Raw genomic sequence first — 23,076 nt, forward strand, 5'->3', positions numbered from 1 at the left:
GTGCCCTGTGCGTGGATCTGGATGGCACCCTGCTGAACTCGGACATTCTCTACGAGTCGGTGCTGGCGCTGCTGGCACGCAATCCGCTGTACCTGTTCCTGCTGCCGCTGTGGTTGCTGCGCGGTAAGGCGGCACTGAAGCGCGAACTGGCCATGCGCGTCACCTTGCCGGCCGAGACCCTGCCCTACAACGAGAAAGTCCTGGAACTGCTGCGCACCACCACGCAGCGTCCGCGCGTGTTGTGCACCGCATCCGACGCCTTGCTGGTGACGCCGATCGCGGAGTATCTGGGCCTGTTCGAGCAGGTGATCGCCAGCGACGGCAAACGCAATCTCTCCGGGCGCAACAAGGCCGATGTCCTGGTCGAAACGTTCGGTGCCGGCAATTTCGACTATGCCGGCAACGGCAGCGTGGACCTGCACGTATGGGAGAAAGCCGGCGGCGCCTGGGTCGTCAACAATGGCACCGCGCTCAGCAAGGCCGCCGCGCAGCGCACCACGGTACATGCGCATTGGCCCGCGCCGCCGCGCGCGCGTGCTTGGCTGAAGGCGCTGCGGCTGCACCAGTGGCTGAAGAACCTGTTGGTATTCGTTCCGCTGCTGACCGCGCATCGCTTCCTGGATCCGGCGTCGGTGCTGCAGGCGGCGATCGCGCTGGTCGCATTCGGCTTGTGCGCCTCCGGTGTGTACGTGCTGAACGATTTACTCGATCTCACCCCGGACCGGCAGCACCCGCGCAAGCGCAAGCGTCCCTTCGCCGCCGGCCGCCTTCCCCTGCTGCACGGCCTGTTCGCCGCTCCGGCGCTGACCGTGGCCGGACTCGCGCTGTCGCTGGCCTGCAACCTGGAATTTACCCTGGTGCTGCTGGCCTACTACGTGATGACGCTGGCGTACTCGCTGCGGCTGAAGCGGATCGTGATGATCGACGTGGTGCTGCTGGCGGCGCTGTACACGGTACGCATCATCGGCGGCGCGATGGCGATCGACATCGAACTGTCGTTCTGGCTGCTGGCCTTCTCGATGTTCATCTTCCTGTCGCTGGCCCTGCTCAAGCGCTATACCGAGTTGCACGCGATGCTCAGCAGCGGCAAGACCAAGGCCAGCGGACGCGCCTACTCGGTGGAAGACCTGTCGCTGTTGCAGTCGATGGGCGCGGCCGCCGGCTACATCGCGGTGATGGTGATGGCGCTGTACATCAACAGCCCCGAGAGCATTGAACTGTACCGCCACCCGAAAGTGCTGTGGCTGGTGTGCCCGGTGTTGCTGTACTGGGTGAGCCGGGTCTGGGTGATCGCGCACCGCGGCGACATGCACGACGACCCGATCGTGTTCGCCGCCACCGACCGGGTCAGCCAGGTGGTGGTGGTGCTGTGCGGACTGTTCGCGCTGAGCGCCATCTGATGGCGGACGCGGGGCAATCCTGGGGACGCTATCCGAAGGCGAGGCAGGCGTTGCTGCCGGTCACCGACCGGGCAGCGGACCTGCCGGCATTCGACGGCCACGCGCTGCCGCGCGGCAACGGCCGCAGCTATGGCGACAGCTGCCTGGACCCGGACGGCAGCTTGCTGTGCACGCGTGGCCTGGACCGGTTCATCGCATTCGATCCAGCGACCGGCCTGCTGCGCTGCGAAGCCGGGGTCACCCTGGCCGAGATCATCGACCTGGCCTTGCCGCAGGGCTGGTTCCTGCCGGTCACCCCGGGCACCCGCTACGTGACGGTGGCCGGCGCCATCGCCAACGACGTGCACGGCAAGAATCACCACCGCACCGGCAGCTTCGGCCACCATGTGCACGCCTTCGAGCTGCTGCGCAGCGATGGCACGCGTCGCGTGTGCACGCCCGACGACGATGCCGAAGGCTGGTTTGCGGCCACCGTCGGCGGCCTCGGATTGACCGGCCTGATCACCTGGGCGCAACTCCAGTTGCGCCGGGTCGCGAGCGCGGCCCTGGAAACGGAGAACATCCGTTTCGGCTCGCTCGACGAGTTCTTCGCCTTGTCCGCGGCCTCCGCCGACAGCCACGAATACAGCGTCGCCTGGATCGACTGCCTGGCCAGCGGCCGCGCGCGCGGCCGCGGCCACTTCACCCGCGCCGACCATTGCCCGGGCCTGCAGGAAGAACGGCCCAAGCCCCCGGGCGCCGGCCTGCCGATGCCGCTGACGCCACCGTTCTCGCTGGTCAACCAGCTGTCGCTGCGGCCGTTCAACGCGCTGTACTTCTGGCGCCAGCCTGCGCCGCGCAAGCGCTCGGTCAGCCACTTGCTGCCGTTCTTCTATCCGCTGGACGGCATCCGCAACTGGAATCGCATGTACGGCCCGGCCGGTTTCCTGCAGTACCAGTGCGTGCTGCCGCCGGCGGCCTCGCGCGACGGCATCGATGCGTTGCTGGCGGAGATCGCACGCAGCGGCAGCGGTTCGTTCCTGGCGGTACTGAAGGAGTTCGGCGCCGCGCGCTCGCTCGGCATGCTGTCGTTTCCGCGGCCGGGCACCACGCTGGCGCTGGATTTCCCCAATAGCGGCCCGGAGGTATTTCGGCTGCTGGAGCGGCTCGACCGCATCGTCGACGCGGCCGGCGGCGCTCTGTACCCTGCCAAGGATGCGCGCATGGCCGCAACCTCGTTCCAGCGCGCCTACGGCCGCTGGCGGGAATTCGCCGATTATCTCGACCCACGTTTTTCTTCCGGCTTCTGGCGCCGGGTCACGGAGTAACCATGCAACGCGTCCTCATCATCGGTGCCACCTCGGCCATCGCCGAAGCCACTGCCCGACGCTACGCCGCACGCGGCGCGGCGATCCACCTGCTCGGCCGCCAGGCCGCGCGCCTGGAGGCGATCGCGGCAGACCTGACGGTGCGCGGCGCCAAGAGCAGCACTGGCGTGCTCGACGTCAACGACGGCGCGCACCATGGCGCAGCGTTCGACGCGGCATGGTCGGCCCTCGGCGGCGTGGACGTGATCTTGATCGCGCATGGCACCCTGCCGGACCAGGCCGCGTGCGACGCCTCGGTCGAGCTGTCGCTGCGCGAGTTCGCCACCAACGGCACCTCCACGATCGCGCTGTGCGCGGCGCTGGCGCCGCGCCTGGCGGCCGGCGCGACGCTGGCGGTGATCTCGTCGGTCGCCGGCGACCGCGGCCGCGCCAGCAACTATCTCTACGGCAGCGCCAAGGCCGCGGTCAGCGCCTATCTCAGTGGCCTCGGCCAGCGCCTGCGCCCGGCCGGGATCAACGTGCTGACGATCAAGCCGGGCTTCGTCGACACGCCGATGACCGCCGCCTTCAAGAAGGGCGCGCTGTGGGCCAAGCCCGACCAGATCGCCAAGGGCATCGTGCGCGCCGTCGATCGCCGGCGTGCCGTCGCCTACCTGCCGGGTTTCTGGTGGGCGATCATGTTCATCATCAAGTCCATCCCCGAATTCGTTTTCCGCAGGATCAAGCTCTGACATGACCGACAAACACGCCAAGATCGTCATCACCGGGGCCGCCGGGCTGGTCGGACAGAACCTGATCGTCGAACTCGAGGAGCAGGGTTACACCCAACTGGTGGCGATCGACAAGCACGCGCACAACCTGCAGATCCTGCGCGAACTGCATCCGGCGGTGCGCGTGGTGCATGCGGATCTGGCCGAGCCCGGCGACTGGGCGCGCGAGTTCGAAGGCGCCGCCTGCGTCGCCCAACTGCACGCGCAGATCACCGGCAAGACCACCGAGCTGTTCACCCGCAACAACCTGGTGGCCACCTCGCACGTGCTCGATGCCTGCCGCGCGGCCAACGTGCCGTACCTGGTCCACATCAGCTCCTCGGTGGTGAACTCGGTGGCCAAGGACGACTACACCAATACCAAACGCGCGCAGGAAGAAATGGTGGTGGCCAGCGGCCTGCGCCACTGCGTGCTGCGCCCGACCCTGATGTTCGGCTGGTTCGACCCCAAGCACCTGGGCTGGCTGTCGCGCTTCATGGCCAAGACCCCGGTGTTCCCGATTCCCGGCGACGGCAAGTTCATGCGCCAGCCGCTGTACGAGCGTGACTTCTGCCGCTGCATCGCCAAATGCATCGAACGCGAGCCCGATGGCGAGGTCTACGACATCGTCGGCGATACCCGGGTGGACTACGTCGACATCATCAAGACGATCAAGCGGGTCAAGAAGCTGCATACCCTGATCGTGCATATCCCGATCGGGTTCTTTGCCTTGCTGCTGCGGGTGTATTCGCTCTTCAGCTCCAAGCCGCCGTTCACCGCCGACCAACTCAAGGCGCTCAGCGCGGGCGACGACTTCAAGGGCATCGATACTGAAGCGGTATTCGGCGTGCGCCAGACGCCGTTCGAAGACGCGATCCGGGAGAGTTACACCGATCCGCGGTATAGCCGCATCGTGCTGCAGCGCTGAAGACACCCGACTTCGATGAACCCACGCAGCGACTACAGGATCGATCCGAGGCGATACGATTTCGGCCTATTCTTGCTTGCCTTTGCGCTGATTTGCCTGAAATCCAATGATGCCCTGGCGCATCCGCAGTTGTGGGCGGAAGATGCCGTTCTTTTCCTGAAAGACCAGATGGAGCAGCAGGGACTGCTGTTATTCAGGCCATACGCAGGCTATCTGCACGCAGCGCCGCGGTTGGTGGCATGGTTCGCGTCTTTCGTGAGTGCGGCCTATACGCCGCTCATCTACAACGCCAGCGCGATCGCGATCGCCGCTGGGTCGATTTTCATTTGCGCGAAGAATCTGCGCCCGCTGATTCCGCCGTTTCTGGTCCTTGGCGCGTTCTTGCTCACCCCGACCAATGGGGAAGTGTTTGGCACGATCACCAATATCCAATGGTTCCTGCAGTTTCCACTAATCACCTACTGCTTCATCGCCGCGAAAGCCAGCCATCCGATCACCAGACACGTGCTCAGGGGCGTCCTTGCTGTCGCCGCGTTGACTGGCCCTTTCTCGATCATCTGCATTGCGCTGATGGCGCTGAGCTTCTTTGGCTTTCTCGTCCTGCGCGTTACCAAGCGCTCGAATCTGCTTGCCATTGCTACCGCATACTTCGAACAGCGCGACTTCACTGCATGGGCGGTCGTGGCGGCGTGTGCAGTGATCCAACTGTCATTCCTGTATACATCCGCGCCAAGCCATCCCCAGATCACGTCCCTCGCCCACCTCATCGTCGGATCGCTCGGGCAAGCCGCTCCATTGCATATCCTGGGCTATAACCCGCTTCGCCCGGTGTTCTGGCCGATCGTTTACGCCGCAGTTGGCGCATATCTCCTGTTTTTCAGCAAGCTCGTCCCAGCAGCCCGTATTGGCGTGTTTCTCGCTCTGGCTTTCGCAATCCTCGAAGTCTTCGCCGCAGCCCACAAGTTTACCGTCGAGCCGATGCTGTCACTGCTCGACTGCGATCGCTATTTTCTCGCATTGAAGATCGTATTCTGGTGGACCTGCTTCGTCCTTCTGAAGGATCTGTTGCGCAGCGAGAGACAAAGCGCCGGATTCACGCTGCTATTCATGCTGTTTGTCAGCTTGTTGAATACCGACCACATGCTGCGGCCGCGCTTTGTCGACTACGGACCCGCCGCAGAACTGCGCAAACTCGACCAGCCGGGCTCGCATACCATCAAGTTCAACCCGGAGGGCTGGGAAACCACCATCACTACGAAGGAATGATGTCTGTCCCCCAGGGAAGCCGAAGGTGCGCCATCTTCACGATGCGCACGGCGCGCGGGCGGGTATCCGATAGCAGGAAGCGACAACGAATTGACCTGCATCTGCAGGGGAGCATGCCAATACCTGTTTGGACGGCGTACAAAGCCATTTTCATTGACTGTATATTCCTTTTTTGGGTCATGGACGCCGGCTGCTCCGGTCTCATCCGGATGCCGCCGGGAAACCCAATGCTTCGCACGCTGCGCGACGGCATCCGCGCACTTTGCCAGAACGCCTGTTCCCTCACTTTTCGAAGAAATGTCCATGTTCCGCCTATTTCGTAAATGGCATGCGATTGCCGTCCTGAGCATGTCGCTGCTCGCATGCCAGCAGTCTCCGCACCCTGATCTCGTGCAGGACGGCGGCTGCCCACCGCAGCAGTCGCCCTATCTCAAGCAGGCGCCGAGCGTCGACGGGCGCATCACCTACTGCGACCGAGGCGACGTTTCCACCGGCCAGATCAGGACAACGGCATACCCCGCCGGGACGCGCCGCGTCACCGTGATGATGGCCGGGTATCCCGCTACCGAGGGCGTCCGCGTGCTGGCGGTCGCCGCCGATGGCAGCTTCACTTCTGCATTGAAGGCGGACAATATCGGGGACAGCTGGAAGCCGGTCACCTTCCAATTGCCGGATGCGGCCCAGACGCACGCGTTCTACCTTCGGCTGGTCGACGACGCGACCGGCACGTTCGGCTGGGCAGGCCTGGGCTTCGAGCGTGCCGGGCTGGCCACGACGCTGCCGACCCACGCACTGCCGATGGCGTTGGCGATCCTGACCGCGCACCTGTGGCTGATCCTCGCCGGCTGGCTGCTGCCACGAACATGGGCTGTGCCGGCGCGGGCGCTGTGCGCGGTCCTGACGCTCGGCGCGGCATCCGGGTGCGTCATTGCGGGCTACATTGCATCTCCCATCCTCGGCGGAATCATCGCCTACGGCGCTGCCGCGCTGCCGCTGCTTGCGTTGCCGCTGCGGCTGCGCCGGGGACCGGTGCCGATGGCCGAGGCCGCCGCGCTGCACCGCTTCTTCTTTCCCTCGTTCCTGCTGGCATTGCTGATTCTCTGGATCGGCCTCTATCCGTTTTCATGGGACGGGCAGGACTGGCAGATCGCCGCCAATCGTTGGCGGAACCTGCCGATGGATTCGTGGCTGCCCCTTGTCTTCGCCAATATGGTCCACGGCGGTCGCCTGGACGTGCCGATGATCGGAGACTGGTTGAGCAGCGATCGGCCGCCGCTGCAATCGGGCCTTTACCTGCTTTTCTCTCACACCTGGCTACCGAAAGGCGGCTTGATCTATCAAGCCCTGTCGACCTGGGCACAAGCACTGGTCGTCGTGCCGCTGCTCGTCCTGGCTGGCACGCTGCCGCAGCGTTCGCAACGGGCCGCGATCGTGTTCGCGCTCGCGCTTTCCCCGCTGGTGCTGCTCAACGGCCTGTTCGTATGGCCCAAGCTCTTCGCGGCGACGTTTTGCGCGATTTTCCACATCGCCCTGTTCGGGCCGGCCAGCATCGCCAGGCCGGCGCGCTGGTCGATGGCCGGCCTTGCGGCAGCCTTGGCCATGCTGTCGCATGGCGGAGCGCTGTTCGCCCTGTTCGGATCCACCGCCGCCTTCCTGCTACTGAAGCGCGGGCAAGCATTGCCGGTGCTGATCAAGACCGGCGCTCTTGCCGTGGCGGCCTACCTGCCGTGGGTCGCCTACCAGCGCCTCATCGACCCCCCAGGCGACAGACTGTTGAAATGGCATTTCGCCGGGCACATCCCAGTCACCCAGGATTCGTTCTTGCACGTTCTGCGTGCGGCCTATGCCGATCTCGGCCTCGGGCAATGGCTCGCTGGGCGCGCCTCCAATCTGAACAGCCTGATGCACGGCAGCTTCACCTTTTTTGGCGACGCAGCGGCATTGTTCTGGAATCGCAGCCCGGCCGCGATCGCCACCGTCGTCGAGAACAGCTTCTTCTACGGCGCGTATTCGATGTGGTTCGCATCGCCGCTGTGGCTGCTGCCCTGCGTCGTCTATGCGTTCGCCAAACGCCGCAACCTGCGCCCCAACCTGCGCCCGGTGCGGTTTCCCTCCGACCTGGCGCTCGCCGCCGCACTGTCGTTCCTGTTCTGGATCCTGGTGATCTACGAGCCTGGGCAGACGGTCATCCATCAGGGCGCCTACTTCAGCTTCCTGATGAGCATGCTGGTGATACTGCTCATGCTGGCTCAATGCTTTCCGCCGGCGCTATATGCCGTCATCGCGCTAAACGTCGCGGTCGCTGCACTTGCCTATGCCTTCGACAGGCCCTTGGACGGCGCGTCCTCCGCGATCCATATCGGTACCACGCTGGTACTGACAGGCGGCTTGCTCGCCGCCTGCAGGCTGGCTTCACCGGAAACGATGGAAGACGAGAACCGCAGGTGTTGATTCCTTCATTGCGGCGCTCGGCGCTGCGCCTGGCACAGACAGCACTCGCGTTCGCGCTGCTGTGGTTCAGTGCGGGCACCGCCGCGGCGGTGGCGATACCGGCCATAGACGGGGGGTGCCCTGCCGCTTCGTCGGCAAGCCTGCGCCCGAGTGAGCGCGTGGCCATATCGGCCATCACCTATTGCGGACAAGGCGACGCCACGCGCGCGACGCTGGCGGTCACCGTCAAGCGAAAATCCCTGCAACGACTGCAACTGTTCACCGCCGGCTACGTCAAGGGCGATTCGGTGCGGCTTCTCGCGCAGCAAAGCGGCCAAGCGCCGATCGCGCTTCTGCCCGAGAAGGGCGACGACGAACAATGGCAACCCCTCTATTTTTCCGTGCCGCCCGGATGGGGACCGGGCGACATCACCTTCACCCTGACGGACGACGCGACAGGCGGGTTCGGCTGGGGCGGAATCGGCCTGGGCAAGCGTCGCCATCTTGCCGGCGACGCCAGCGCCTATGCCATCGTCGCCCTGCATGCGGTGGCGATCGCCGGCCTGCTGTTGCTGCCGGGCTTGCTGTGGCGATCGTGCATCGGCCCATTGCCGCTCAGCCTGCTGCCGGTTCCAGGCATCGTCCTGCTTGCGTTGAACGGTCTGGCTTTGTGGGTGCTGCCTGCATCGGCCGCGCAGTGGCTTCGCGCCTGCTTGGCAGGCGTCTATCTGCTCTTTGCCGTCGCCCTCTTGTACCGCCGTCGGATCGGTCGCGGCGGCTCCGGAACGCCAATGCCGGGAGATCGCATTTTCGTTGCCGCGATCGTGTTGGCCTTGCTCCAGGCGATCAGCATCGGCCTCAATCCCCAGGGTGTCGCGCAGGAATACGGCGGCGACGGCGAGCTTCCCGGCAGGATGGTCGCCTCTCCCCCGGACCATGTGATTCCTTACGGCACCGCCGTCTATCTCCTTCATCGCTACGATGGCGATAAAAAGAGATTCGAGTACTTTGGCGACTGGTCCATCGGCTCGCGCGGTCCGTTGGTGCCGCTGGGCATCAACACCTTGCTGCAGCTTTTCGGTGCCGCTCCGGGCGATCCACCGTCTTCGGCGCGAGTGCAATGGCCCGGGGTGGACTCGGGCGTGGATCTGGCGAGGCTCTTCGGATGGATGCTCAATGCGCTCCCCATCCTCGGCGCGCTGCACCTGATGTGCGCATTGAACGTGCCCGCCGAGCGGCGCCACCGCGCTGCACTCTGGCTGGCGCTGGCGCCATTGCTGACCATCAACGTGGTGTTCCTGTGGCCCAAGCTGCTGGCTGCCTACTTCGTCATGCTGGTCGTCGGCGACGTCCTGAATCGCCGTTATTCACGCGCAGGGATATTTGCGGCGCTCGCCTGGCTGAGCCATCCGGTGGGCGCATTGATGTTGCCCGCCATTGGCTTGCTGCTTGTCGCCCAGCAGCGCGGCCCTCGGTTCTGGCGAAGCAGCGCGGCGGCCAGCAATCGGTTCCTGGGCATGTTGTCGCTGGTGATGCTCCCCTGGCTTTACTACAAATGGCATTTGGGCCACGGCGATGCGTTCATGAGCTACGTATTTGCCGATGGACGCGGCATCAAGCCGGCGCTCGGAATAAGCAGTTGGCTAGCGGCGAGAGCCTCCAATCTGTGGATGACACTGACTCCCACCGCGTTCTTCTTTTCCGACGCCATGCACGACTGGATATTCGGCCCTGTGCAAGATTCCTTGCGCTGGACCATCCAGTACGCGAAATCGCTGCCTGGACAACTCGGCTTCGGCGCCTTTGGTTTCGCCTATGCCGCGCTGGTGCGCTCTCCACCGGATGTGGCCCTGCGCGACCTGCGCAACTGCATCGTCGGGGCCGGGCTGGCCACCATGCTGATCTATTGGGGATACAGCACCGATGGGCTGGGCAGAAATTGCCTGGAGGTGCTGACGCCGTTTGTGATCGTCTACGCCTGCGCCGCATGGCCCGTATCCAAGGCCGCCTTCGCCACGATGATGTCGATCGTCGCGCTTGAGTCGATATGGGTCGCCCTTTCCGGCTTCCTGCTGAATCCGGGGTTCCGCCTGGCGTCCATGGCGTGGGACGGCTGGTTCCTGTTCGGACTTAGCGCAGCCACCCCGCTGATCCTGGCCTTTCACGCCTGGCGCGCTCCATATGGCGACCCCGGTGCTGCGGACCCAACGCCCCCGCCAACGCATCCCCCATGGCGATGACACGCTAAACTTGCCTCCTGCCTGCCGCGCCCCCAGTGACTACTGGCGCTGGCGACCCTCTACTGAAGCCAATGACATGACCTCAAAGAAGAACTACGCGATCGTCGGCGCCGGCCCCATGGGCCTGATGGCGGCCGTTCGGCTCCTCGACGCCGGCCACAGCGTGGATATCTACGAACGCGACGACCGCATCGGTGGCATGTCCGCGACCTTCGATTTCGATGGTCTTCCCATCGAACGCTACTATCATTTCATCTGCAAAACGGACGATCCGCTGTTCGCTCTGCTGGGCCGTTACGGCCTGTCGGACAAGCTGCATTGGACGGATACCAAGATGGGCTATTTCTACAACGGAAAGCTCTACAAGTGGGGAACGCCGTTCGCATTGCTGGGCTTCCCGCATCTTGGTCCGATCAGCAAGTTCCGCTACGCGCTGCACGTCATGTACACCAAGGGCATCAAGGACTGGACCGCGCTGGACAAGGTCAATGCGACCACGTGGATCCGCAAGTGGATCGGCGACAAGGCGTACGACGTGATGTGGAAGGACGCATTCCGGCTGAAGTTCTTCGAGTACAAGGACAATCTTTCCGCCAGCTGGATCGGCACGCGCATCAAGCGCATCGCATTGTCGCGGCGCAGCCTCATGCACGAGAGCCTTGGCTACCTGGATGGCGGCTCGATGACCCTGCTGGACAAGATGGCCGCAGACATCACCGCCCGCGGCGGTCGCATTGTGCTGTCGCAGGGCATCGATGAAGTCGTCAGTGAAAACGGCAACGTCAGCGGCGTCCGCGTCGGCGGCCAGTTCCTGGCCTACGATGGCGTGATCTCGACGGCCCCCATCCAATACGTGCCGGCGATGGTGCCGGGCCTGCCGCCCGATTTCAGCGCCCAGATCCGCGCCATCGAAAATATTCCGGTTGCCTGCGTCATCCTGAAACTGAAGCAGCCGGTCAGCGAAAACTTCTGGATGAACATCAGCGACCCGAGCATCGCGATCCCGGGCGTGATCGAGTACAGCAACCTCAACCCCACCACACCGCCGGGGCAGAAGATCCTGTACGCCCCGTTCTACATGCCCAAGACCCATCCGAAATGGAGCATGAGCAACGAAGCGCTGATCGAAGAGGTGCTTGGCTATCTGCCGAAGCTGAATCCGTCATTCCAGCGCGACTGGGTCCTGGCAACCCACTGCCACCGCTATGAATTCGCGCAGACCATCTGCCCCCCAGGCTTCCAGGAACGCCTCCCGGCGATGCGGACCCCGCTGAACGGGTTTTTCATGGCCGACACTGCTTACTACTATCCCGAAGACCGTTCGATCTCCGAGAGCCTGCAAGCGGCGGACCGCCTGGCAGAAGCCGTGCTTCGCGCATGACCTCGCGCAAGTTCATCAAGTTCCTGCTGGCGGGAGGAACCGCTGCCGCCGCCAACTTCGGCTCGCGCATCCTGCTCGGCCATGTCATGCCGTACACAGGGTCGATCGTGGTGGCCTATCTCATCGGCATGCTCACGGCGTTCGTGCTCAACCGCATGTTCGTCTTCGAAGCCGCCAGTACCGGCCTGAAGCATCAGGCCATCTGGTTCACGCTGATCAATATCGCCGCCGTGCTGCAGACGCTCGCCTGCAGCCTGATCTTCGCACGCTGGATTTTTCCGGCGATGGGCATGCGCTTCCATCCTGAAACGCTGGCGCACGCGATCGGCGTCGCGGTGCCGGTCTTTACCAGCTACTTCGGCCACAAGGCCCTCACCTTCAAAGAGCGACCGGCATGAGCGGTATTGCCATGCGCCATGCAAGCGGCGACCTTGTCCAGAGCCGGCCCTATCCGGCCTGGTTGATAGCCGCGGCAGTAGGCTTGATCGCATTCGCCGCTCGCCTGCTTTACATCCAACACTTTGCCGTGAGCATGCCGTTCTGGGATCAATGGGACGGCGAGGGCGACAATCTACTCAAACCGTTGCTGTCGGGCTCGCTAGGCTTGGCCGATCTGTTGCATGCGCACAACGAACATCGGATTCTGCCGACGAAGTTGGTGACGCTGGCGAGCTACCTCGCAACCGGGCAGTGGAACAACATCTACGAAGCCAGGATCAGCGCGGCGATCTACGCAATGATTCCCGCCATTTTGGTCTGGCACGGCATCCGCATCGGCGCATCGCTGCGCTCGCGTTTCCTGTTGATTGCCGTGGCGATCTGCGCGGCAGTTCTGCCCTACTCCTGGGAGAACTTCCTGGTCGGCTTCCAGAGCCAGTTCTACTTCCTGATCCTGTTTGCCGTCTTGGCGGTCTCGCTCGCCGCGGCAATGCACGAAAATATCATCGCCATCGGCGGCGTTGTCTTGCTCTCCGTGATCAGCGTGCTCACGATGGCATCCGGCCTGCTGACGCCGGTCGCAGCGGCGGTCACGTATGCGCTGGCCGCCTGGCTGCTGCCCGGGCGCAGGTGGCCCTCCGTCCTGGCCATTTGCCTGCTGATGGCGATCGCCGTGGTGGCGTACAAAAGCATGCCGATCATTCCCGAGCATGCAGTCATGCGCTCGCAATCCGCGCTCGAGCTGTTCGGCGGACTGACGCGCGTGTTGAGCTGGCCGGTGCGCGGCATGCACGCGCCCGCGCTGCTGCTTTGGCTCCCGGGCGTGCTCGGCGTGGCGTTGATGCTCCATGCGCGGCCGGCCGGCAAGACGGACATCACGATGGCGGGCTTGCTGGCCTGGGGTGGCCTGCAGGCCGCCGCCATTGCCTACGGCCGTGGACACGACCTGGTGGAACTGTCCCCGCGCTATACGGAGATTCTCATTCCCGGGTTGTTCGCAAATGCCTGGTTTGCCATCCGCCTGGTGCAACTCCGTCATACGTTTCCTGCGATGGTCCAACGCGGCACTTACGCGGTTGCGGCGCTTTTCATGCTCACCCTGTTCGGTGGCTGGGCCGAGCGATTCCACGTCGATATGGAGGCGCTGCGCGCCCGCCACGAAGCTACGCAGGCTCAGGCGCAAAGCGTGCTGTACTACGTCGCCTCGAAGGATGACGCATCGTTCGAAAGCGGGCAGTTGCCGCTGCCTTATCCGAATTCGCAGCGGCTACACCAGCTCCTGCACGATCCCTATCTGCTCCAGGCGCTTTCCGGCAGCGACCGGCCCAGGCCGCTGGAGAGCTTCACCTCGCACAAAGATGTGCACTAGCGGCGGACTCGCCGCCGCCAGCAGTTGCGGCGCTACAGGCGACGCTCAAGGGTCGCCAGCGGCGAGCGTCCCCATTGCGCATGCCGAAGCGGCATTGTCGCTTCCATATACCAGGAAGACGCGATAGCTTCCGGGCGGGATAGCCGGCAACCATGCCCTGTGGTTGTAACCTGATCGCAGCAGCGCCGGCTTGCTGAAAACCTGCGCGACATCCGGCCGTTCTCCGCCAGCGACGATGGGAACCGCGTACGACGCCGCAGCGGAGTTCAGCACGAGGGTCGCCCCGTCCGGCACCGCATCCGCCGCATCGGCCATCCAGCCGCCGAACGTGACCCAGCTGCGCGGCCTGACGCGAGCCTGCTGTGCCGGCTTGCCGTCGACCGCATCCAGGCTGCAGCGCCCACCGGCAGGCAAGTCAGAAAGCGGCCCCGCATACGGTGCGAACGCCGGCTCGGTCGCCGCTGCGATGCCTTCGTCGGAAATCGGCGGCTGTCTGTGACACCCGGCGAGCGTCATGCCGACTGCCAGCGCAAACCAAGGCAGCCGGCGGCGACTCGTCCCGATGCTTGCGGCGCAACGTCGCGCGCTCATGCAAGCGCTCGACGCGAAGATTGCGGTTCCCAGGGCGCAGAGGATGGGCCAGTATGAACGGAGGCCCGCCACGCCGCAGCGTGCGCCGCCGTGGTGCGAAATTCGGGAGCCAGCGGCGCAATCTGCTGCAGCGGAGTGAGGCTAAGTGCGATCGTTTCGTACATCCGACTCTCGGGGAAAGTCCCCCGGGTCACCGGGGGCATTCACTCCACAGGATAAACGGGATGTGAATTTCTTGCCAACACCAATGCATGGGTGTCGGGGTCGGGGTCGAGCGAGAACGCGGGCGCTTCGAGCGACAGTCACGGACTATAAGCCGGGTCGTCACCGAGCATCTGCTGCCAACGCGACTGCATCGTGGCGACCTCGTCAGCAAAGCGTGCCGTACTCGCCAGCGAAATCGTGCGGCGCATGGGCGAAGGCATGTGGCGACGCCGCCAATGCCCAGCACGACACCTGCATGTTGCAGCGAACCGTCGAATAGAACAGTACGAAATTGGCAGGCAGATCGGGCGCGCTTGCTCCACAACAGCTCAGTACGCTGCAGTATCTACGTACCGGCAACCCAAAAGCATTGAACGCACCCCATTTCGAGATACCCTAGCCCAGTGCGGATCTTCTGCGCCAGATGCTCGACGACCCAACGTTGCGAAAAATCTTGCCCACCCAAGAAGACTGAGGCACGCTCGCAAGCCTAAGCCGCGATCAGATTTTGTACCAAGCCTTTCCAGGAAGAAGCCGTTCGACCTGTTTTTGCAACATTGCAATTGGTCATTGGAGGCAAGATGGATCGTACTGCATGGTTACGCCAAGGCGTCACAGAAAATTACTTGGGATTGGAGATTGGGCCGCTTAATCGACCCATCGTGGGCAGGCCGGGAGCGAAGATCCGCTATGCCGACCACCTGGGACGGGAAGCCCTCATTCAAAAGTATGCTGCCCATTCAGGGGTGGATCCAGCAGGCATTCCAGAGATCGATTACATCATCGGCCCGGGCGGACTACTTGAGGCGGTGGGTGAAGAGCAGTTTCGCTATCTCATCGCATCGCATGTCATCGAGCATGTCCCGAATCCGATCAAATGGCTGACCGACATTCACACGCTGCTGGAGGATGGAGGATGGGTGGCACTGGCGATACCGGATCGAGGACGCTGCTTCGACGCTCTGCGGCGGGAAACCACCGCTGGAGAATGGGTGGAGGCAGCGCTGCTGGAACATTCGCGCCCTTCGCCTGGTCGCATCTTCGATGCGCTCGCCAATGAAGTGAAGCTCGATGATAAAATCAGCTGGAACCATCAGCCAGCACTTGAGGAACTCAAACTCAGCCGCAAGCCCGACCACGCGTTGTCGATTGCCCGACATGTGCTGGCGAGCGGCGATTATTTCGACGTTCACTGCTGGGTTTTCACACCGGAATCCTTCTGCAATTTAATGCGCACTGTCGTGGCCGCCGGCATACTGGAACTTCATCTTCTCGAATTGCGCGGCACCGCGGAAAACGAATTTCTGGTACGGCTAGGCCGTGCCGACCAAATGGACAGGGCGTCGCGGATGGCCAGCTATCCTGCGGCAGGCGAGCGCTACCGCTCGCTGCCGGAAGGATTCGACGCCAACCTCTACTATGACCTCAATCCTGATGTACGCGCGGCCGGAGTGGATCCCAACGACCACTACGTCGAGTACGGACGTAGCGAGAGACGGCGCTGGCGCTGATTGCGATCAGTTGATGACGGTGAGTTCGACGTTCAGATTGCACTCGGTCGCAGGCTCTCCACCATTGACGATGGAAAGAGCGTACTTGCCAGGCGCCACCCCTCCAAGCGAAAGCGTGACGTTATAGCCGGACAGGGCCAGCCCCGGAGCGCCGAGTGCCGCCACCACATCCTGACGCTCGCCCCCCGCACGAAGCGGATACTGATAGGACTGCCCTTGTCCTTTGAAAATCAGCTCGGCTTTCTCGGGAACCTGCTTTTGCGCGTCGCCCATCCAACCTACGAACGATGAGCCGGTCCCGGTCTTGAGCGACGCATTCGCCGCCGGCGCACCGTTCACTGAATCCAATGCACAGTTGCCACCAGCTGCGAGTGGTTGTACGGGGATTTGGTATACCGCCGATTTGACTGCATCGGTGCTCGAATCTCCCGGGATCGGAGCTTCATGCTGCTTACACGCGACCAGCGATGTCAGCATCAGGGGAACAATCAAGGTAATCGGTCGCACGTCAGGACTCCAGAGTGATTGACACGATGCAAGAAGAAGCTACTTAACTCACAACGCGTGGCGGATAAGCTAACGTGAATGGCGTCGATTCGGTTGTCAAATTGACGTTGTAGTACGGATCCTGCTGCAACGCCTTGCCCCAGCGCGCCTTCATGAAGCTCTCCTCGCGCTTGAAGCGGGCGATCTTTTCCGGGGTTGTCTCGTAGCCACGCGAAGCCGATTCGTGGTGATAGAGCTCGGCGAACGGGGTCCACAGGTTGCGATAGCCGGCCTCGCGCACGCGCAGGCAGAAGTCGACGTCGTTGAAGGCCACTTCCAGCTGCTCGTCCAGGCCACCGACCTGCTCGAACACCGAACGGCGCACGATTGCACAGGCCGCGGTCACCGCGCTCAGGCTCTGCGCCAAGCCGCCGCGGTGTTTGTCGCCCGGCCAGCCACGCGCCATGCCCACATAGCAGTGCCCCGCCACGCCACCGATGCCGAGGATCACACCAGCGTGCTGGATCGTATTGTTGGGGTAATACAGCATCGCGCCCACAACCCCGATCTCGGGACGCAACGCGTGCCCGACCATCTCGTCCAGCCAATCGCGACTGATGACTTCGATATCGTTGTTGAGCAGGCCCAGCACCGTGCCGCGCGCAACGCGTGCGCCGGCGTTGTTGATCGCCGAGTAGTTGAACGGATGCGGATACGGCAACACGCGCACGCGCGGATCCTGCTGGACCTGCGCGAAATACTCCCTCGACGCTTCCTCCTGGGAGTCGTTGTCGATGACCACGATCTCGTAGTTCGAATAGTCGGTGCGTTCCAGAATCGAATCGATGCACTGCTTGAGCAGATCGATGCGATCGCGGGTGGGAATCAGCAGACTGACCAGCGGCGCTGGCTCGGGCAGCGGATAGGAAATCCGGAAATAGCCGCTGTAGCTCGCCATCTCCAGCACCTTCCCGCCGTTGCCGGTCCGGTCGAGATGCGCCTGGACGGCGCGTAGCGCGGCAAGATGCGCATACGACTTTTCACCCGGCGCCATCGCGGTGGAGCCGCTGATCATGCGCCAGTGGTACAGCACCAGCGGAAGATGACCGATCGCATCGTGAGGCAGCCTCTCGGCGACCCGCAACGTCAGATCCCAATCCTGGGCGCCCTCGAACCCCTCAAGGAAACCGCCAACCGCGCGCACCTGCTCGGCACGATAGACCGTCAAGTGGCAGACGCAGTTCTGCGAAAGGAACAGATCCGGATTCCAGTCCGACTTGAAATAGGGATCCGAACGCTTCCCTTCCACGTCGATCTTGTCTTCGTCGGTGAACAGCATCTGCCACTGCGGATTGTTCTCGAACGCGTGGACGCTCTTGAGCAGGGCCAAGGGATGCAGTTCGTCGTCGTGGTCGAGCAATGCCACGAACTCGCCCCCGGCCATCTGCAGGGCCGTGTTCGACGCTGCGGAAATATGTCCGTTCCGCTCTCGGCGCTGGAAGCGCACGCGATCGTCGAGTTCGGCATATTCGGCAAGCACCCGCGTCACCGCAGGATCGGTAGACGCATCATCGGCGATGCACAACTCCCAATTCGGGTAGACCTGCTCGCGCACGCTTTCGATGCAGCGCCGCAACCAGCGCTCGGGGGTGTTGTACGTCGGGACGATGACCGAGACCAGCGGCCTGTGCGTCAGCGAGGCGAGTTCCGCTTCTGCAGCCACCTTCCACGCGGCATCGCGGCAATCGTAGAACTCCTGCCACACCTCGTAGTCAGAGAAAGACCCCGAAAGCATGCGCGTCGCGTATTCGTGATAGAGCCGATCGGCCATCCTGCGGACGCCCTTGGTCAGCAGATCGATCGCCGTTCGCGCCAACAGCCGCAGCTTGTTCACGCCGCCTTCGCGGCGATCGAACGATGCGCCGAAGAGACGCCGCATGGCGTCGCCGCGCTCGATGCGCTGCAGGTGCAGAGCGGAATGACTGAAATCCATCGGCGCCACAGAAGGATCGAAGCGAATGCCGGTGGTCGACTCCACCAGACGGACCACGATCTCGAACCGCCGCGTTTCGCCGCTGGGGATGTTCAGAGGAAGATCGATGCGCTCGGCCTCGCCGCTGTGCCTGACCCGATAAGTCGGATACAGCACCGGCGCGAACATGCGCCCGCGATAGACCGACAGCTCGCCGGAGAGCAGGTACCAGCCGCCAACCAGGGCCTCGCCCTGCCAACGCAGCTCCACCTGCGGATCGCTGCCGGAGGCGCGCCACACCGCAACGTGCGCTGCCGTGACGGGAAATTCGGGAGCCAGCGGCGCAATCTGCTGCAGCGGAGTGACGCTAAGTGCAATCGTTTCGGACATCTAACTCTCGGGGAAAGCCCCTCGGGTCACCGGGGGAGCGTACTCTATAGGATAAACGGGATGTAAATCCCGTGCCAGCGCCAGCGCGTGACGGTCGGGATCTAGCGAGAACGCGGGCGCTTCGAGCGACAGGCATGGGCTATAGGCCGGGTCGTCACCGAGCACCCGCCGCCAACGCGCCTTCATCGTGGCGACCTCGCCGGCGAAACGTGCCTGTTTGACCGGATCGTCCTCGATGCCCCGGCTGGCCGATTCGTGATGGTAGGCCTGGGCGTGCGGCGTCCACGCATTGTCGTACCCGTGCGCGCGCAGCCGCAGACAGAAGTCGACATCGTTGAACGCCACCGCGATCGATTCATCCAGTCCGCCCACTGCGACATACGCCGCGCGTGTCACTGCCAGACAAGCCGCGGTGACCGCCGAGTAGCGTTGCGTCAGCAGAGCGCGTCCGTACTCGCCTGCGAAATCGTGCGGTGCGTGGGCGAAGGCATGTGCGGCGACACCGCCGATTCCCAGCACGACACCAGCATGTTGCAGCGACCCGTCCGGATAGAACAGCTTCGCGCCGATCGCCCCCGCCCCCGGGCGTGAAGCCAGCCGCACCAGTTCCTGCAGCCATCCCGCATCGGTGATTTCGATATCGTTGTTGAGCAAGATCACAATCTGCGCAGTGCAATGCGCCACGGCGTAGTTGTTAATCGCGGAATAGTTGAACGGGCGGTCGTAGCGCAATACCCGGACCCGCGGAACTTGGCCGATCGCCTCGAAATAGGCATGCGATTGCGCCTCGACCGAGCCGTTGTCCACCACCGTGATGCGATAGCGAGAATAGTCCGTCCTGGCGAGCAGAGTGGAAATGCACTGCTCGAGAAGATCGATGCGATCGCGCGTCGGGATGATGATCTCGACGTCCGGCTCGGCGTCCAGCGCGTATCGCACACGCAAGCGCTGCTGGTCCAGCACATGGATCCGCGCGCCTTGGGACTGCAGTGCCTGGCCGAGCACCCGCGCGCGCGCCATCGCATCTGCTTCGCTACGTGCGAACGGGGCACAGACCGGGCCGACGTCGCCGTTCACGTGACGCAACATGTGCGGCAAGTGCAACGGGATCGCGTCGTACTCATGGATCAGCGCGCACAGCAGCGAGAACCACGGCGCATCCGGATCGAGGCCATCGAGCAGGCCATCCACAAGTGCGTCCCTGCGCACGAAGGCGCTGCGCCCGAGATAGTCCTGCTCGTACCAGCGCAGGCGATCCCAAGCCGGCTTGAACAGCGGCGCGAAACGTCGCCCAGTTTCATCCACCCTGTCTTCGTCGCTGTAGACCAAGGCCGCCGCAGGAAGTGGGACCACCTCGGCGAGAACCTTGGCGATCATCGGATGGATGCGATCGTCCGCCGCCAACACTGCAACGTAGGCGCCTTGCGCAGCGCGCAGACGCGCACCCAGCAAAGCCGAAGCATCCACCACCTGCAGCGATGGCAGCCCACGACCCAAGGGCCAATCGCCCAGTTGCCGGGCATCGGCCACGATTTCGACTGCCTGACCCGTCAGGGAACCCAGCGCATCGAGGCATGCCGAAAAATCCGCTGCCGCTCGATCGTGGAATATCAGCGAGAGAACAGGCGCCTGGATACGCGTGTCGCTGTCTGGCGTCGATACCAGTTCGGCCAGTCGCCGATCCTCGCGCAGCACCCAGGTCGCATAGCCGGCATCACGCGCCGTCGTGTCCGCACGCCCCGTGCGCAATAGGGCATGCAACGACGCGCTCGCGCCCTGCTCGCGCCACTGCGACTGCGCATCATCGACCAGTTCCAGCGCTTCCTGCGGCGCATCGCGCAGCCGTTCACCGACACCGCCGCGCAGCAGCAACCAGAAGGCTTCGCGCTCGCTCAACCGGTAACACTCAAGCAGCCCCAACTCGAACCTCGCATAGGCATCTGTCGGGTCGAACCTCAGCGCCTGCAATGGCTCTGGGAACTGCACCACGACATCCAGGATGCCGCTACCAGCGACCAGCGCGAGATCGATTCGGGTGTCCTCGGCGATCCCGTTACCATAGTCCGGATAGAGGCAGGGGTTGGTCAGGCGCCCATCCAATTCGCGCAAGACACCACGCAGCCGGTACCAGCCTGCGGCGAGCGGCAGCATCGGCTGGGCCAGCGCGAACTGCGGATCGGGTCCGACAGATTCCCAGGTCGCGACCTCGCCAGAGGCTATACAGGCAAGATCGGCCAACGGCGTCGCATCCCAGCGCAGCCGCACCGGCGGTCGCTGGCTCGGATCCGCCACGGTCACCGCCGCAACTTCCACCATCTGCGTCCTTGCAACTGCGCAAGCGTGGCCATCTGCTGACTCTGGGCCGTGGCGAGCGCTTCCACCTTGGCTTCCAGCGCTACGCCTCGCTCCATCCGGTCCAGCGCGTCGCTGAGCCGGCTGGTCAATTCATCCTGCAGCGCACTCCAGTGCTGGATCGAATCGACCAGACGATCGTCGGTGGCGACGATTCGGTCGTGCAAGGCGCCCTGGCCCTCGGCCAACTGCTGGACGACGGCCTGAATCCGCTGCAACGCCGGTACCGTCTGCGCAAGACCGTCTCCAAGCGCAGTGTGCAGCGCTGCGATGGAGGCATACATGTTCACGCCATGCTGGCCAGCCAGATTGAGCGAGTGTTGAAGCGATGCGAACCCGTCGGCGATCTGTACGTGCTGGTGCCCGGCGGCAGCAACCGCCGCTGCGGCACGCGGCACGGGCGCATCGAGCATACCTTCGATCGCGTCGCGCTGGTCCTTGCCCGTGACCTCGTGCTGAAACGCCAATTCGCGATCGAGCCAGAGATCGAAACCGCTGTTTGCCGAGGGAGCGAACACCTCAGCCACGACATCCCGCAGCAGAGTCCGCAAATCGATCGGCTCGCCTTCCGCCATCGCCGCCACGACACTGCCGCCATAGGTGAACAACAGCGAGCGCAGCAGCAGCCAGCCGAGCGTCGGGCGCTCGGCGATCCACTCGCGGTCGAAGTAGACGATCCGGCCATCGACAGTACACAGCAAATTCGATGGCGTGGCGTCGAGATAGTCGTCGGGCAAAACGCTGTCGACGCTGTCCAGCGCAACGGCATGACCCTCGCCGTGCAGCACCTGCGCCAATGCCTGCAAATAGCGCCGCACTTCCGCGATCAGGTCGGCCTGGGTCCAGCCAGGCTGACTCAACACCGCGCGAATTGCGTCGACCAGCAGGGGACCCTGGAAATAGTCGGTATCGCTCTGCACCTGCAGACGTACCCCTGCCTCTGCCGAGGGCGAGTCGGACAACCTGCGCGCATGCACCCGCACCGATTGATCCTGCTCCGCCACGAAAAGCGTTTCCCGAGCGTAGGCGCCTAGCCGCTGCGTGCTGTAGTGATACGCCAGCGCCGATTGCTCGGCCATCGCCGAATCGTCGGCCACGGCTTCCACCAGGAACGAATTGGCCAGATCCAGCGCCAAGCCGTTGGCCGCGACCACCGGCCAGGCACGCTGAAGATTGAATGTCGTCGGCGTGAGCTGGGGATCGCGGCGAACCGCCTGCGCCGCCAGCGCGCCGGCATTGAACAGGGCGGGGTCGGCCGAGATGCCGCGCTCGGTCAGGATCGTGGCCGGCATCTTGTAATCGGGCAACGGCGCCGAGAAACGGCTGCGCGCATAGCCGGCGCGCCGGAGCAGCGAATCGAGCTCGTTGCGTCCGTAGGTGCGCGCGCCACGCGGTTGATAGCGATCCTCCAATCCGACCATCGGCTGCCCCAGATGGTCTTCCGGCACGCCGGCCAGATACTTCAGACCCAGCTGATTCTCGATGGCCAGAATCAGGCGCCCTCCTGGCGCCAGCAGCTGCTTTGCGGCCTGCAACATGTGCAGCGCAGGGTTCTGCGCGTCGGAGAACAGACTGGCGTACTCCAGCACGCCGATCAGGGTCACGACGTCGAAGCGCTGAGCCACGGAAAAATCCTGAAAGCGCTCGGCCACCACCACGACATTGCGCAACTCGCGAGTGCGCTCGCGGGCGATGCTTGCGCGCCGCAACGAACCCTCCAACGCCAGAACGTCCGCCCCGCTCTCGCCGAGATAGCGCGTGACCGCGCCGCATCCGGCGCCGATTTCGAGAACCCTCGCACCCGGCTGCAGATGCTGCGCGAACGGCCGCAGCAGGTTCGCGCGCTCCGTGGACAGGTGATAACGGCTCGGCCAATCGACGCACGCGGCCGCCAGCTCGGAAGAAAACACGCTGACGTCGGCAGCGGCGCGCAATGTCGCCAGCAACCCATCTTCGGAGTTGTCGCCATCGCTGTAGCCGATGCTGTCGTAGCCCTCGCGGCGCCATACGGCGACGTCCGCAGGCATGACATAGCCAGCGGCTGCCAATGAATCAATCATGC

General features: G+C 63.8%; 16 protein-coding genes. 11 read left to right on the plus strand and 5 right to left on the minus strand.

The window, feature by feature from the left end; translation table 11 throughout:
• Positions 1–11: 11 nt before the first annotated feature.
• The 10 genes from HEP73_RS18555 to HEP73_RS18605 all read left to right on the plus strand — a co-directional run bounded on the left by HEP73_RS18555 (position 12) and on the right by HEP73_RS18605 (position 13,508).
• Positions 12–1,400: a UbiA family prenyltransferase gene (locus HEP73_RS18555; RefSeq protein WP_185821062.1), complete on the plus strand. Its 1,389-nt coding sequence runs from the start codon at positions 12–14 to the stop codon at positions 1,398–1,400.
• The gene (locus HEP73_RS18560; protein ID WP_185821063.1) at positions 1,400–2,707 is read left to right on the plus strand and encodes an FAD-binding oxidoreductase; all 1,308 of its coding nucleotides are present in this window, start codon (positions 1,400–1,402) and stop codon (positions 2,705–2,707) included. Before HEP73_RS18555 ends, HEP73_RS18560 begins: the two co-directional genes overlap by 1 nt.
• Positions 2,708–2,709: 2 nt before the next feature.
• Entirely contained in the window at positions 2,710–3,438 is a 729-nt protein-coding gene (locus HEP73_RS18565) for an SDR family oxidoreductase (protein ID WP_185821064.1), read from the plus strand.
• 1 nt (position 3,439) lies between these two features.
• The gene (locus HEP73_RS18570) at positions 3,440–4,384 is read left to right on the plus strand and encodes an NAD-dependent epimerase/dehydratase family protein (RefSeq protein ID WP_185821065.1); all 945 of its coding nucleotides are present in this window, start codon (positions 3,440–3,442) and stop codon (positions 4,382–4,384) included.
• A gap of 15 nt (positions 4,385–4,399) precedes the next feature.
• Positions 4,400–5,650 (plus strand): hypothetical protein, encoded by a 1,251-nt coding sequence (locus HEP73_RS18575; RefSeq protein ID WP_185821066.1) that lies wholly within the window; start codon positions 4,400–4,402, stop codon positions 5,648–5,650.
• Positions 5,651–5,953: 303 nt separating this feature from the next.
• Entirely contained in the window at positions 5,954–8,101 is a 2,148-nt protein-coding gene (locus HEP73_RS22670) for a hypothetical protein (RefSeq protein ID WP_255423550.1), read from the plus strand.
• Complete coding sequence (locus HEP73_RS18590; RefSeq protein WP_185821067.1) at positions 8,095–10,320, plus strand: hypothetical protein; 2,226 nt, start codon at positions 8,095–8,097, stop codon at positions 10,318–10,320. The genes HEP73_RS22670 and HEP73_RS18590 overlap by 7 nt, the downstream gene beginning before the upstream one ends.
• Positions 10,321–10,396: 76 nt before the next feature.
• Positions 10,397–11,701: an NAD(P)/FAD-dependent oxidoreductase gene (locus HEP73_RS18595; RefSeq protein ID WP_185821068.1), complete on the plus strand. Its 1,305-nt coding sequence runs from the start codon at positions 10,397–10,399 to the stop codon at positions 11,699–11,701.
• Entirely contained in the window at positions 11,698–12,099 is a 402-nt protein-coding gene (locus HEP73_RS18600) for a GtrA family protein (protein WP_185821069.1), read from the plus strand. The genes HEP73_RS18595 and HEP73_RS18600 overlap by 4 nt, the downstream gene beginning before the upstream one ends.
• Positions 12,096–13,508: a hypothetical protein gene (locus HEP73_RS18605; RefSeq protein WP_185821070.1), complete on the plus strand. Its 1,413-nt coding sequence runs from the start codon at positions 12,096–12,098 to the stop codon at positions 13,506–13,508. Before HEP73_RS18600 ends, HEP73_RS18605 begins: the two co-directional genes overlap by 4 nt.
• A gap of 45 nt (positions 13,509–13,553) precedes the next feature.
• Here HEP73_RS18605 and HEP73_RS18610 read toward each other — a convergent pair whose 3' ends face one another.
• On the minus strand, positions 13,554–14,099 hold the full coding sequence (locus tag HEP73_RS18610; RefSeq protein WP_185821071.1) for a hypothetical protein: 546 nt from the start codon (positions 14,097–14,099) through the stop codon (positions 13,554–13,556).
• Positions 14,100–14,884: 785 nt separating this feature from the next.
• Here HEP73_RS18610 and HEP73_RS18615 point away from each other — a divergent pair.
• Positions 14,885–15,814 (plus strand): methyltransferase domain-containing protein, encoded by a 930-nt coding sequence (locus HEP73_RS18615; protein ID WP_185821072.1) that lies wholly within the window; start codon positions 14,885–14,887, stop codon positions 15,812–15,814.
• 6 nt (positions 15,815–15,820) lie between these two features.
• Here HEP73_RS18615 and HEP73_RS18620 read toward each other — a convergent pair whose 3' ends face one another.
• Genes HEP73_RS18620 through HEP73_RS18635 form a run of 4 tightly spaced genes read right to left on the minus strand, consistent with a single transcriptional unit; the run spans position 15,821 to position 23,074 of the window.
• A complete protein-coding gene (locus tag HEP73_RS18620) occupies positions 15,821–16,321 on the minus strand; it encodes a hypothetical protein (RefSeq protein WP_185821073.1) in 501 nt (166 codons plus the stop codon).
• A gap of 43 nt (positions 16,322–16,364) precedes the next feature.
• Positions 16,365–18,662, minus strand: a complete 2,298-nt coding sequence (locus HEP73_RS18625; protein WP_185821074.1) for a glycosyltransferase family 2 protein — start codon at positions 18,660–18,662, stop codon at positions 16,365–16,367.
• On the minus strand, positions 18,663–20,978 hold the full coding sequence (locus HEP73_RS18630; protein ID WP_255423551.1) for a glycosyltransferase family 2 protein: 2,316 nt from the start codon (positions 20,976–20,978) through the stop codon (positions 18,663–18,665).
• Positions 20,957–23,074 carry a class I SAM-dependent methyltransferase gene (locus tag HEP73_RS18635; RefSeq protein WP_185821075.1) on the minus strand — a complete coding sequence of 706 codons (2,118 nt, stop codon included), beginning with the start codon at positions 23,072–23,074 and terminating at the stop codon, positions 20,957–20,959. The genes HEP73_RS18630 and HEP73_RS18635 overlap by 22 nt, the downstream gene beginning before the upstream one ends.
• Positions 23,075–23,076 lie beyond the last annotated feature (2 nt).

It is taken from the genome of Xanthomonas sp. GW, from assembly GCF_014236815.1.
In the GTDB taxonomy this organism is placed as follows: domain Bacteria; phylum Pseudomonadota; class Gammaproteobacteria; order Xanthomonadales; family Xanthomonadaceae; genus Xanthomonas_A.